Source organism: Ralstonia pickettii, from assembly GCF_000607165.1.
GTDB classification, from domain to species: domain Bacteria; phylum Pseudomonadota; class Gammaproteobacteria; order Burkholderiales; family Burkholderiaceae; genus Ralstonia; species Ralstonia holmesii.
Genome location: NZ_JFZG01000003.1, coordinates 210,760 through 222,923 on the forward strand (window position 1 = coordinate 210,760; position 12,164 = coordinate 222,923).

The 12,164-nt window shown below is 64.2% G+C and carries 13 protein-coding genes; 5 read left to right on the top strand and 8 right to left on the bottom strand.

Annotation, left to right across the window (positions count from 1 at the left end; translation table 11 throughout):
• Positions 1-165 precede the first annotated feature (165 nt).
• Both BG83_RS0101670 and BG83_RS0101675 read left to right on the top strand, forming a co-directional pair.
• Entirely contained in the window at positions 166-1,920 is a 1,755-nt protein-coding gene (locus BG83_RS0101670) for a PQQ-dependent methanol/ethanol family dehydrogenase (RefSeq protein ID WP_024975092.1), read from the top strand.
• 71 nt (positions 1,921-1,991) lie between these two features.
• Positions 1,992-2,324, top strand: coding sequence for a c-type cytochrome (locus BG83_RS0101675; protein ID WP_024975093.1), 333 nt, complete (start codon positions 1,992-1,994; stop codon positions 2,322-2,324).
• Between the two features lie 70 nt (positions 2,325-2,394).
• Here BG83_RS0101675 and pqqE read toward each other — a convergent pair whose 3' ends face one another.
• The 5 genes from pqqE to pqqA form a co-directional block, all read right to left on the bottom strand.
• Complete coding sequence (pqqE, locus tag BG83_RS0101680) at positions 2,395-3,597, bottom strand: pyrroloquinoline quinone biosynthesis protein PqqE (RefSeq protein WP_024975094.1); 1,203 nt, start codon at positions 3,595-3,597, stop codon at positions 2,395-2,397.
• On the bottom strand, positions 3,569-3,841 hold the full coding sequence (pqqD, locus tag BG83_RS0101685; RefSeq protein ID WP_024975095.1) for a pyrroloquinoline quinone biosynthesis peptide chaperone PqqD: 273 nt from the start codon (positions 3,839-3,841) through the stop codon (positions 3,569-3,571). The genes pqqE and pqqD overlap by 29 nt, the downstream gene beginning before the upstream one ends.
• Positions 3,822-4,532 carry a pyrroloquinoline-quinone synthase PqqC gene (gene pqqC, locus BG83_RS0101690; protein ID WP_024975096.1) on the bottom strand — a complete coding sequence of 237 codons (711 nt, stop codon included), beginning with the start codon at positions 4,530-4,532 and terminating at the stop codon, positions 3,822-3,824. The genes pqqD and pqqC overlap by 20 nt, the downstream gene beginning before the upstream one ends.
• Positions 4,529-5,446 carry a pyrroloquinoline quinone biosynthesis protein PqqB gene (gene pqqB / locus BG83_RS0101695; protein ID WP_024975097.1) on the bottom strand — a complete coding sequence of 306 codons (918 nt, stop codon included), beginning with the start codon at positions 5,444-5,446 and terminating at the stop codon, positions 4,529-4,531. The genes pqqC and pqqB overlap by 4 nt, the downstream gene beginning before the upstream one ends.
• A 143-nt stretch (positions 5,447-5,589) precedes the next feature.
• Complete coding sequence (gene pqqA, locus BG83_RS28485; RefSeq protein ID WP_009277446.1) at positions 5,590-5,664, bottom strand: pyrroloquinoline quinone precursor peptide PqqA; 75 nt, start codon at positions 5,662-5,664, stop codon at positions 5,590-5,592.
• Positions 5,665-5,768: 104 nt separating this feature from the next.
• Here pqqA and BG83_RS0101700 point away from each other — a divergent pair, with 104 nt between their 5' ends.
• Complete coding sequence (locus tag BG83_RS0101700; RefSeq protein ID WP_024975098.1) at positions 5,769-6,713, top strand: alpha/beta fold hydrolase; 945 nt, start codon at positions 5,769-5,771, stop codon at positions 6,711-6,713.
• Here BG83_RS0101700 and BG83_RS0101705 read toward each other — a convergent pair.
• Positions 6,699-8,720 (bottom strand): sigma-54-dependent Fis family transcriptional regulator, encoded by a 2,022-nt coding sequence (locus tag BG83_RS0101705; protein WP_024975099.1) that lies wholly within the window; start codon positions 8,718-8,720, stop codon positions 6,699-6,701. The genes BG83_RS0101700 and BG83_RS0101705 overlap by 15 nt on opposite strands.
• A 265-nt stretch (positions 8,721-8,985) precedes the next feature.
• On the opposite strand from BG83_RS0101705, the gene pedF reads away from it, so the two are divergent.
• Entirely contained in the window at positions 8,986-9,471 is a 486-nt protein-coding gene (gene pedF, locus BG83_RS0101710; RefSeq protein WP_024975100.1) for a cytochrome c-550 PedF, read from the top strand.
• 96 nt (positions 9,472-9,567) lie between these two features.
• Entirely contained in the window at positions 9,568-10,449 is an 882-nt protein-coding gene (locus tag BG83_RS0101715; protein WP_024975101.1) for a substrate-binding periplasmic protein, read from the top strand.
• An 86-nt stretch (positions 10,450-10,535) separates the two neighbouring features.
• On the opposite strand, the gene BG83_RS0101720 is transcribed toward BG83_RS0101715, so the two are convergent.
• Both BG83_RS0101720 and BG83_RS0101725 read right to left on the bottom strand, forming a co-directional pair.
• On the bottom strand, positions 10,536-11,003 hold the full coding sequence (locus BG83_RS0101720) for a hypothetical protein (protein WP_024975102.1): 468 nt from the start codon (positions 11,001-11,003) through the stop codon (positions 10,536-10,538).
• 300 nt (positions 11,004-11,303) lie between these two features.
• Positions 11,304-12,131, bottom strand: a complete 828-nt coding sequence (locus BG83_RS0101725) for a MipA/OmpV family protein (protein ID WP_024975103.1) — start codon at positions 12,129-12,131, stop codon at positions 11,304-11,306.
• Positions 12,132-12,164 lie beyond the last annotated feature (33 nt).

Below are 12,164 nucleotides of genomic sequence, written 5' to 3' on the forward strand. Positions count from 1 at the left end.
CAGAACACGCGATGTGTTGCGGTATGGCACGCAACACCGCACTGCAAGTCGGTTGAAACCGTGATTTCACGGCGTTTTTTGATGGCACGGGATTTGCCCTGAGTCCGACCGGTGTGACATCACACTGCCGGACCTGGACCATAAATAGAGGTAGAGGAGACAAGAATGAGGACACTACGAGTGATTGCACTTGCGGCTGCCATGGCGGCAGCAAGTGTCGCCGTGCACGCGGCAACGCCCCCCGTTACCGATGCCATGATCGAGAACGACGCGAAATCGTCGAACGACGTGCTGACCTGGGGTATGGGTACGCAAGGGCAGCGCTTCTCGACGCTCACCAAGATCAACACGAAGAATGTCAGCCAGCTCGTGCCGGCATGGTCGTTCTCGTTTGGCGGTGAGAAGCAGCGCGGGCAGGAAGCCCAGCCGCTGATCTACAACGGCAAGATGTTCGTCACCGCGTCGTACTCGCGCATCTATGCGATCGACCTGAAGACCGGCAGGAAGCTGTGGAAGTACGAGCAGCGTCTGCCAGAAGGCATCATGCCTTGCTGCGACGTCGTCAACCGTGGCGCCGCGCTGTACGACAACCTCGTCATCTTCTCCACGCTGGATGCGCAACTGATCGCGCTCAATCAGGACACCGGCAAGATCGTCTGGAAAGAGAAGATCGAAGACTACGCCGCCGGCTACTCGACGACCGCCGCACCGCTGATCGTGAAGGGCATGGTGCTGACGGGCGTGTCGGGTGGCGAGTTTGGCGTGGTGGGCCGTGTGGAAGCGCGCGATGCCAAGACCGGTCAGTTGATCTGGTCCCGTCCGACGGTCGAAGGCCACATGGGCTACAAGTACGACAAGGACGGCAACAAGACCGAGAACGGCATGACGGGCACGCTCAACGCGAGCTGGCCCGGCGAGACGTGGAAGACCGGTGGCGCATCGACGTGGCTGGGTGGCACGTATGACCCGCAGACCAACCTGGTCTACTTTGGTACCGGCAACCCGGGGCCGTGGAACAGCCACCTGCGCAAGGGCGACAACCTGTATTCGTCGTCGACGCTGGCCATCAACCCTGACACCGGCAAGATCGTCTGGCACTACCAGAACACACCGAACGACGGCTGGGATTTCGACGGCGTGAACGAGTTCGTGACGTTCGACATGGACGGCAAGCGCGTCGGCGGCAAGGCTGACCGTAACGGCTTCTTCTACGTGAACGACGCGAAGAGCGGCAAGCTGCTCAACGCGTTCCCGTTCGTGAAGGTCAACTGGGCCACCAGCATCGACCTCAAGACTGGCCGCCCGAACTACGCACCGGACCACCGGCCGGGCGATCCGGCGCAAGCCACGGGCGAAGACAAAAAGGGCAAGTCGGTGTTTGCCGAGCCCGGCTTTCTGGGCGGCAAGAACCAGATGCCGATGGCTTACAGCCCGCAAACCGGTCTGTTTTACGTGCCCGCCAACGAGTGGGGCATGGAGATCTGGAACGAGCCCGTCAGCTACAAGAAGGGCGCGGCCTACCTAGGCGCTGGCTTCACCATCAAGCCTCTCAATGAGGATTACATCGGCGCACTGCGCGCGATCAACCCCAAGACCGGCAAGATCGAATGGCAGATCAAGAACAACGCCCCGCTGTGGGGTGGTGTGATGACGACTGCCGGCGGCCTGGTGTTCTGGGGCACGCCCGAGGGCTATCTGAAGGCGGCCGATGCCAAGACCGGCAAGGAGCTTTGGGAATTCCAGACCGGCAGCGGCATCGTTGCGCCGCCCGTCACCTGGGAAGACAACGGCGAGCAGTTCGTGGCCGTGGTGTCGGGCTGGGGTGGTGCAGTGCCGCTGTGGGGCGGTGAAGTGGCCAAGCGCGTGAACTTCCTGGAGCAGGGCGGTTCGGTTTGGGTGTTCAAGTTGCACAAGAACTGACGTGCTGAGTTGAGCGCTGCGCGTCCTTTGCGGCGCGCAGCCTCTCGCACAGCTTCATGGAGTTTCAGATCGTGATCATGCGTAATGGAGTGTTTTCGTTGCTGGCGGTAGCGTGCGCAGCAATTGGCGCGGCACCCGCCCATGCCGCCCCCGACATGCAGGCCCTGGCCGACAAGAGCGGCTGCTTCTCGTGCCACAGCATGCATGCCAAGATCGTCGGCCCAGCCTTTGCCGACGTGGCTGCCAAGTACAAGGGCGATGCTGATGCGCCGACCAGGCTGGCGCAGAAAGTACGCGAAGGCGGCAAGGGCACATGGGGCCGTATCCCAATGCCCGCGCATCCCGACCTCAAGGAAGACGAGGCAAAGCAACTCGTGGCCTGGGTGTTAAGTTCAGGCTCCTGAGCGTCTACGTCGCTCGCAAGGGAAGAGGGCCGGCATTGTCCGGCCCTTTCTTTTCTTCCATGACCGCGCTTTATCGCTGTGTCAGCCGGCGCGAATTCGCATCCGTCCGGAACACGATCGGCACTTCACCGGTACGGGTGTCCCGCATCTGCCCGAACCCGTTTATTGCAGCCATCCGACCTTGCAGCACCACCTGCTGCAGCGCGCCGTGATCTGCCGACTTTCGGCACACCGGGTCGGTGCGTGTCGCATCGCCCGTCAACAGGTACGCCTGACAGCGGCAGCCGCCCGCATCTTCCTCGCGCGATTCGCATGACTGACACGGCTCCGGCATCCAGTGCGTGCCGCGAAAGCGCTGAAAGGCGCCGCTGCTTCGCCAGATGTCGCGCAGCGGCTGGCTGAGCACGTTGGGCAGCTCCAGCTCCGGCAGCATGCGCGCGGAGTGACAGGGCAGCGCAACGCCATCCGGCGCGATGCCGAGGAATGTTGTGCCCCAGCCGTTCATGCACTTCTTCGGGCGCTGCTCGAAGTAGTCCGGCACGACGTAAAGCAATTGGCATCGGCTGCCAATGCGGGTCCGGTAGTCGTTCACGACGGCCTCGGCGTCGCGCAGTTGCTCCAGCGTTGGCATCAGCGCCAGCCGGTTCTCCCATGCCCAGCCGTAGTACTGCGTGTTGGCAAGCTCCAGGTATTCGGCGCCGATCTCCAGCGCCATGTCGATGATGGCACCCACGTGCGGCAGGTTGTGCCTGTGCATCACGCAGTTCATCACCATCGGATAACCGTGGGCCTTGATCAGATCCGCCACGCGGCGCTTCAGATCGAAGGTGCGCGTGCTCGACAGAAAGTCGTTCATCTCACGCGTGGAGTCCTGGAACGACAACTGGATATGGTCGAGCCCCGCAGCGCGCAACGCCCCAAGCCGCGCATCGGTCAGGCCCACCCCGGACGTCACGAGGTTCACGTAGAACCCGAGCCCATGCGCATGCGCGACCAGCGTTTCGAGATCCTTGCGCAATAGCGGCTCGCCGCCCGACAGCCCGAGCTGCACCGCGCCCAGCGCCCGCGCCTGGGTGAACACATCGCACCACTGCTCGGTGGTGAGTTCCCGATCGTGCTGTGTGTAGTCGACCGGGTTGGAGCAGAAGGCGCAATGCAGCGGGCAGCGGTAGGTCAGCTCGGCCAGCAGCCAGAGCGGTGGACCGGGCATCGGCGCAGCTGCCGGCGCCTGCAGCGATTCGGCCTCAAACGAGCCAGCCGCGTTCGAATGCATGTTTGACAAAGGCGTGGACCTCCGGAGCGATGCCCTGCACGCCAAAGGCGGATTGCAGGTCATCGATCAGCATGTCGAGGGTATGGGCACCGTCGCAGCGCTGCAGGATCGCAGCGGCGCTGTCATTGAGGGTGACCATGCCCTCGGGGTACAGCAGTACCCAGCTCTGCTGCATGTCTTCCCATTGCAGCCGGAAGGTGCGGTGCAGCATGGGGTGGGCCGGATCAGACAAGGGAGGGCTCATGGGCGTGGGCCTGTTGGATGGCATCGAGCATCGACCAGAGGATGTCGAGCTTGAACTGCAGAATGTCCAGCGCACGCTGTTGCTGCTCGGGCGTGCGGAAGTAGTCGAGTGTCACGCGCAGGCCGTGCTCGACGTCGCGCGAGGCCAGCGGAATGCGCGAGCGGAAGTACGCAAGCCCCTCTGGCTGCACCCACGGGTATTGATCGGGCCAGCCGGCCAGCCGTTCCTTGTGGATGTCCGGCGCGAACATCTCCGTGAGCGACGAGCACACCGCCTCCTGCCACGGCGCGCGGCGCGCAAAGTTCACATACGCATCCACCGCAAAGCGCACGCCGGGCAGCAGATGCCGGTGAGACCACAGTGCATCGCGCGTCAGGCCCACGGCAACGCCTAAGCGCACCCAGCTCTCGATGCCGCCCGGCTGTGACTCGTCGCCGTCGTGGTCATGAATGCGGACGATCCACTCGCGCCGCGTTGCCCGGTCAGGGCAGTTGGACAGGATGGCCGCATCCTTGAGCGGGATGTTGACCTGGTAGTAGAAGCGGTTCGCAACCCACGTGCGGATTTCCTCCGGCGTGCATTCGCCAGCGCGCATGCGCAGGTTGAACGGATGATGGATGTGATAGCCCGCCTGCTTCGCGCGCAGTCGCGCCTCGAAGTCTTCGGCAGTCCAGGCAACAGGGTGTGTCATAGCGAGATTTCCATGCCGTCGTAAGCCACCTCGATGCCGTGCGCCTCCAACTCGCGCCGCTGCGGCGAGTCTTCATCGAGGATCGGGTTGGTGTTGTTGATGTGGATGAGCACCTTGCGCGTTGCCGGCAACTGGTCGAGCACATCGATCATGCCGCCCGGGCCGGATTGCGCGAGGTGGCCCATGTCGGCTGCCGTCTTGGTTGAAAAACCAAGGGCGAGCATCTCGTCGTCTTGCCAGCAGGTGCCGTCCACCAGCACCACGTCGGCCGCGCCCATTTCGTCGAACACATGTGGTTCGACACGGGCAAGGCCGGGCGCGTAGAACGCCCGCCGGCCGCTCTTTCTGTCGACGATGCGCAAGCCGATGTTGTCGCCCACGCGGCGCGCGTTGCGGCTGGGCGAGTAGGGCGGAGCCTTGCTCTCCAGCGGGATCGCCGTCAACGCCACGTCGTCGAGCGGAGGCACCGAGAACGCCGTGCCGTCCAGCGCCAGCGCGCGCGTGTCGAGCCCGCAGTAGTGCGACAGCATGCGCGTGAGCGGGAAGGCGGTGGACAGATCGCTGATGACGGCCGCGCTGGCATAGACGGGCAGCGCTTGGCGATGCTCGCGCAGCATCAGCAGGCCGGTCACGTGGTCGATCTGCGCATCGATCAGCACGACGCCCACGATGCCCGTATCACGCGGCGCGCGCGCGGGTTGCAGCGCCGGTGAGCTGCGCAGTTGCGCGAGGATGTCCGGCGAGGCATTCACCACGATCCAGTTGTGTTGGTCGTCGCCGAGTGCGATGGACGACTGCGTGCGGGGGGTGGCACGCACGGTGCCGCGCCGCACGCCGTCGCAGTTGCGACAGTTGCAGTTCCACTGTGGGAAACCGCCGCCGGCGGCCGAGCCGAGAACCCTGAGTATTGTCATGATGCAATTCCAACGTGTCGGGCGGATTGAGCAAGAAGTCGGCCAGGGGATGGCGAAAAGGCATGCGAGCCGCAAGCTGAAAAAAAAGCCCGCCGTGAAGAACCGGCGGGCCTGTGGAGCCTTGCGTGCTCAGCCGCGCAGCATCAGCGGTTGGCGATGTACATGGTGATCTCGAACCCGAGTCGCAGTTCGGTATAGGCGGGCGTTGTCCAGTTCATGTCTCCTCCTTGAGGGTTGGCATAGTTAGTGAGTGCACTGCGTTGTTCAGCGGCTGACGCAGGCGTTTGCCGAACACAGCCGCATCGTCATCAAGGCAACATCCATGCCCACTTCCGACTGGCCAACCACGTCTGCCCGCATCAATCTGCGCACACCGGACGGCCATTGCCTGCATGTGCGCCAATGCGGCCGCGACAGCGGTGAGCCGTGGCTGGTGCTGCACGGCGGCCCGGGCAGCGGTTGCGCGCCCTCGATGGCCGCGTGGTTCGATCCACTGCTGCATCGCGCCGTGCTGCCGGACCAGCGCGGCGCGGGGCGGTCACGACCGGCCGGCACACTACGGCGCAATACGGTGACGGCGCTGCTGGCCGATCTTGAGCAACTGCGCGTCGCACTTGGCATTGAGCGCTGGGGCGTGGTTGGCGGCTCATGGGGCGCAGCGCTGGCACTGGCCTACGCCGATCGCTTTCCCGATGCCGTATCGGCGCTGGTACTGCGCGGCGCTTTCCTGACCGGTTTCGACGATGTGCAGGCGCTGTTTAACGCGCGCGGCGCCGGCCGTGATCTCTTGCAAAGCATCGACGGGCGAGGCGAGGGTTTTCCCGCGGCCCGTGGTCGCCTTTACGTTGCAACAGACATGTTGCAGCTTGGGACAACTGTTCAGAAATTGAACATCGCCAGGGCGTGGCAGCGCGCGGAACATCGTTTGTTGGGTCTGCAGCCGCAGGCACGTCGCCAAACCTGGCAACAGCGCATGGCCCTGGTGCGCAAGTACCGGTTGCAGGCGCATTACCTGTATCGGCGGGCGGGGCTCGGGAAATCGGCGTTGCTGCGGGCGGCTGCGCGTATCGGCGCGAGGGGATTGCCGGTGACGCTGCTGCATGGGCGGGAAGACAACGTTTGCCGCCCCCGGAATGCGCTGCTGTTGTCTGCAGCGATACCGCATGCGCGGTTGGTCTGGGTGCCGGGCGGGCACCTGGCGGTGGGGGAGATGGCGAAAGCGCTGGGCGCCGCCATCCGTGCGTCGGCGTGGTCAGTCGGTGTCTGAGGGCAAGCCGCCGGCCTCGTCAATCCTGCGGTAGATCGTGTTGCGCGAAATGCCGAGCGCCTTCGCAGCGGCCGAGATATTGCCGTTGTGCGCCTTCACGGCCGCCATGATGGTCATGCATTCCACATCGGCAAGCCGCTTGGGCTGGGGGCCGCCAACGGCTTGATGCGTGACCGGCGGCACGGCTGCTGCCGGCGCCGGCGCATTGTCCGCAGCCGGCTGGTCGCCATGGCGCGCCTGCCAGTCTTCAAGAAAATCGTCGGGCAGATGGTCTTCGGTGATTTCCGGCGCGCCTTCGGCCATCAGCCGGGCGGTGCGCAGCAGGTTGCCGAGCTGGCGGATGTTGCCGGGCCAGTGGTAGCTGCGGAACATCTGCATCACGGCTTCGCTGATGGGGGGCGCGTCGGCCTGTTCAAGCTTCAGCAGCTTGTCGGCCACCACGTCCAGGTCGGTGCGCTCGCGCAATGCCGGCAGGCGCACGACCAGACCGTTCAGGCGGTAGTAGAGGTCTTCGCGGAACTGCCCGCTGGCGACCATCTCGCGCATGTTGCGGTGGGTCGCGCATACGACCGCCACATCCACCTGGATGAGCTTGTTGCTGCCCAGCGGCGAGACCGCACGCTCTTGCAGGGCGCGCAGCAGCCGGGCCTGCAGGTGCAGCGGCATGTCGCCGATCTCGTCGAGGAAGAGCGTGCCGCCGTTGGCCAGCACCATCTTGCCGATGCCGCCCTTCTTGCGCGCGCCGGTAAAGGCACCTTCTTCGTAGCCGAACAGTTCAGATTCAATGAGCGCTTCCGGAATCGACGCGCAATTCACGGCGATGAAGGGACCGGCATGGCGCGGGCTGTCGGCGTGGATGGCGCGCGCAAGCAGTTCCTTGCCGGTGCCGGTTTCGCCCAGGACCATGACAGGGATGTCCTTGCCGATGACCTTGCGCAGCTTGCCGATCACGGTCTGGATCTGCGCGTCGCCGGTATCCAGCGCCTCCAGGCTCGCCGGCTGCCGGGATGGCTCGATGTAGGCCCTGCGCGGTGCCGTGTCGCGGTCGATCGAGAGATCGGCGCCAATCGCGCCGCCCACCATGCGGTTGGCCGGCCGCTTCCATTCGACGCGCGCAAACACCTTCACACCGCTGGGCAGTTGCAACTGCATGACGCCTGCCGCTGCGCTGCGTTCCCGGTCGATCAACTGCGACATCGACAGCCCGAACAGCGACGAAAAGGTATGTGCATGCAGCGCGCGGATCGACAGGCCAAGCTGGAATTCGCCGCTGCGGTTGGCCGACAGGAAACGCCCCGCCGGCGTAAAGGCCGCAATGCCCTCGACCAGCGTGCCGATGAATTCCGGACGCGAGTGGAAGTGGATGCACACCACGTCCTGGAACGTGTTGGCGAACAACTGGTTCTCGATCATCTGCGCCGACATGCGCACCAGCGCCATGGTGTGCTTGTGGAAGCCGCGATGGTCACCCGTCACGTCGAGCGCACCCACGGTGGCGCCATACGGATCGAAGATCGGCGCACACGAGCAGGTGAGGAACTGGTTGGCTTGCAAGTAGTGCTCGGAGCCGTGGACCAGCGTGGGTTTGCCATCGGCGAGCGCCGTGCCGATGGCGTTGGTGCCACGGCTCGCCTCCGACCACAGCGCGCCCGGCTGCAGGGCCACCTTGCTGGCCTGGGCCAGGAAATCGTCGTCTCCCATCGAATGCAGGATCAGGCCCGAGGTGTCCGTCAGGATCACCATGCTTTGCGTGTTGACGATCTGGCTGTAGAGCGTCTCCATCACGGGCAGCGCGTGCGTGAACAGCGATTGGCTGCGCTCGATCTCGGTCTTCAGCTCGTTGTGCAGCACCGGGCAGAAATCGGGCGATTCATAGGGTCGCAGGCCGTAGGACTTGGATCGCTCGTGCGACTGCGCGATCAGTTCGGGCTGATCGTTCGGGGCGTCGCCGAGCGTGGCCGGGGCGTTCTCGGAAGCGCGCGGGTCGGCTGCCGCGTGAGGGGTCATGGTGTGTCTCCTAAAACCTCGCCCGCAATCTATGTGCGGGTCGCCCGGATCGCCTCATTTAACCAGGGTGCGAACCGGAAGTGTTGCGCTATGAAGCAAGACCCTTGCCAGGGTGTTGCATTCCTGAGCACCTTTGCCAACCGATGCATCCGGTATCCGGAGCGTTTGGCGCACGTTGGCCGTGTCTCCCGGCAGATTTTCGACTTGGTATGGCTCTTGCAGAAATGCCTCCAAAAATCGTTTCAACGACAACAAGGAGACACTCTTGAAAACGCCTCGCAACTCGCTCGCGCTGCTTTCTGCCTGCGCACTTCTGGCCGGGGGATTGCCCGCAGCCGCATCCGCTCACGGCGATGTCACGCCGCAGGCCGTAGACACACACACCTTACCGCAACTCGGCGCCGATTGGCGTCAGGACAATCCATACAGGACGGGGCCCGCACATGACGAAGCGCTGCGGATCGGCTCCTCCGGGTTCAATCAGAACTGCGCGCGCTGCCATGGGCTGGAGGCCATCTCCGGCGGGATCGCGCCCGACCTGCGCAAGCTCGACACCGATTGCATGTCGCTGGCCGACGCCAAGAAGAAGGAGGCTTGCTACGGAGAGGTGTCGCAATACTTCACAGCCACCGTCCGCCACGGCCGCACGCGCGACGGCCGTGTCTACATGCCGCCGTTCGAAGGCGTGCTGACCCAGGAAGCGGTCTGGTCGATCAAGACGTATCTGGAATCGCGCCGCGTACAGGAGTAGTAGGTCGGCCAGCCACAGCTGGCAGCTTTGCGAGCCGGTGCTGTCCCTGCCTTCGTGTGCGTCGGCTCGCTCATTTTTTCCGCCTGGAGATGTCTCATGAACGCCCGTTCTCGGTTGGCCGCGGCTGGAGTTTTTCGCCGCCTTGCCAGCCTCCTGCTTGCCGCGGCAGCCATGGTGGCGAGCGCCGCGCCGGCACACGCCGACATGGCGAAGATCCGCCAGAGCGGCGCCCTGAAGGTCGCCCTGTACAAGGGTCTACCGCCGTTCTCCGATAACGTCGGGGGGCAATTCAGCGGCATCGACGTGGCGCTTGCCAATGCGCTCGGCAAGCAGATGGGGCTGTCGGCGTCGTTGCTTCCCTTTGATGCGGATGACGACGGCATGTCGGGCGACCTGCGCAACATGGTCTGGAAGGGGCATTACCTGGGGTACGGCCCAGCCGATGTGATGCTGCATGTGCCGGTCGACCCGAATTTCATACGCCAGAATGGCCAGGTGCTGATCTTCGCGCCGTACCTTCGCGAAGGCTACGTGCTGGTGTACGACAGCGAGCGCGTCCACAGGGTCAGCCGTTTCGAAGACCTCGCCGGCCAGGCGACTGGCGCCGAGCAGGGATCGGGCGGTGCGAGCGCGCTGCTTTCCAGCGCCAACGGCGCCCTGCGCGACAAGGTGAAGATTTATCCGGAGGCCAACGAGGTCCTGCATGCGCTGTTCTCCGGCCAGATTGCCGCGGCAATGGTGACGCGGGCGCAATATGAAAGCGCGCTGAAGACGCAGAATCAATCTGCCACACGCTTTGTGGCGACCGAGCTGCAGTCGCCGCTGCTGCCCGCACGCGGCTGGGCAATCGGCATGGCCGTCAAGGCGGATCAGCGCGAACTGGCGCAGGCGCTAGAGAGCGCGCTCAATGCACTGCGCGCCAGCGGCGAGCTGCAGCGCATCTTTGCGCAATACGGCGTCTCGATGGTGGCACCGTAGGCGCCACCGCCTGCACACAGAGCCGAACGTGTCGACGTACCTGACGCACTGGCCGTGCGGGCTGGCCGCTCCGGCCAGTTCACGCGCTACGCTTTCTCCGCCGCGGCGTGCTTGGAGGGCAGGGCACTCACGTTGTCGTCGAACGGCGAATCCACTGGGATCTTCGAGAAGTGGTGGATCTTCGGCGCGTGCGAGTCGTCGACCTGTGCGTCGTGCGGGTCGATGAAGGACATTGCGGTGCGGCGCTTGAGCATGTGCGAGTCGCGCGATTGAGATTCGCGCCACAGCTCGGCCGTGAACTTGAGACCGGCGCGCAATGCGTGGGCGCTTTCCTGCTTGCCCTTGCGCTGGTCGGAGACGCGCTCGATGCCCTTCTTGACGACGTCTTCCAGGAATGTGAGACGGGCGCGGTAATAGTCCGCGTGCATTTGTGCATCCATCACGCGCTGCTCTGCCTGGTACAGCTCCATGCGCAATTCGCTTAGCGCGCGTTCGGCCTGCTTCTCGGGAGAGGGTGCGTGGCTCAAGGCCCAGTTTGCAATCCACCGCAACATGGTCAAGCCCTCCTGTCTTGCGGTGTCCGCCGCCGGTGGGAAGACACCGTTTACTGCCCGCGCATTGATCGGAAGTGATCGCCGCTTGCCAAACAGACTAGCAAAAAAAGCGGGGCGATTGCGCTAGTCCACGTGCATGCCTGTTGTGAAAAGGAAGCATGGTCCGTTTGGCTGAGAGGCGCGCGGGCCAAGTTCTGGTCTCATAGGCAGATTGCCTCGCGTGCACAGGTTTGCGAGGAAAACGTCACCTGCCTGCGCAAGCGATTGCGCACATCGCGGCGCCCGATCTTGGGCGCGATGTCAGCGGAACCGGTACGTAAGCGAGGCCATGGCCGTGGTCTGTTGGCGACGCTGCGTGATCGGGCTGTCGGCGGCATCTCCGTGCAACCGCGCAACCGTGAGCGAGCCATTGGCCGTCCACCGGTCATCGAGCTTGCAGGTGACGATGGCGTTGAAGTGGATGTCGCGCAGCCCCGCATGCGTGGCAAATACCGGCAGGCCCGAACGGGCGCTTTGCCCATCGTCCACGCCAAAGAACGTACGCATGTACTGACCGTTCGTCCACGACACGCCGGTGCCAAGGCTGAACAGCCAGCGGCCGACCGGCGCGCTTGCGTAGACATCGGCATTGGCGATCAACCCCTGGCGGTTACCGAGGATGTCCTGCTCCGCATCGGTGGACAGGGTGAGGAACGACACCGTGTACTGCGCGAACGCCTTTGCGCGCACCGTGGCATTGACGTTGCCCAGACCACTCAGGCGCGCGTCGTCATGCGCATGGCGCCACGTCGGGTCGAACTGAAAGTTGCCGCCCACCTGCCACGTGTCGTTGTTGGCGAGGTACACGCCGGCAAAGTCCATCCCCTTGGAAAAGAACCGGCGCTTGTACTCGATCTCCTGATCGATCCACGGAAACACGAAGCTCGATTTCGCGCCCGGATACTTGGGCGACACGTAGATCGCCGGGCCCACAGCAATGCTCCAGTCGCCGGCTTCGGCGCTGTTTTTTGCGCTGCTTTCTGTGCTGGCGGCGGGTACGGTCTGGGCCTGGGCGGTGCTGCTCAATGCGCCGATGGTCATCAGAAGGAAGAACGCAAAGCGGGGCAGGGCGCGCGAAGACAGCGGCATGAGAGAGCAGAAATTCGAAAGGAGTGTGAGCGA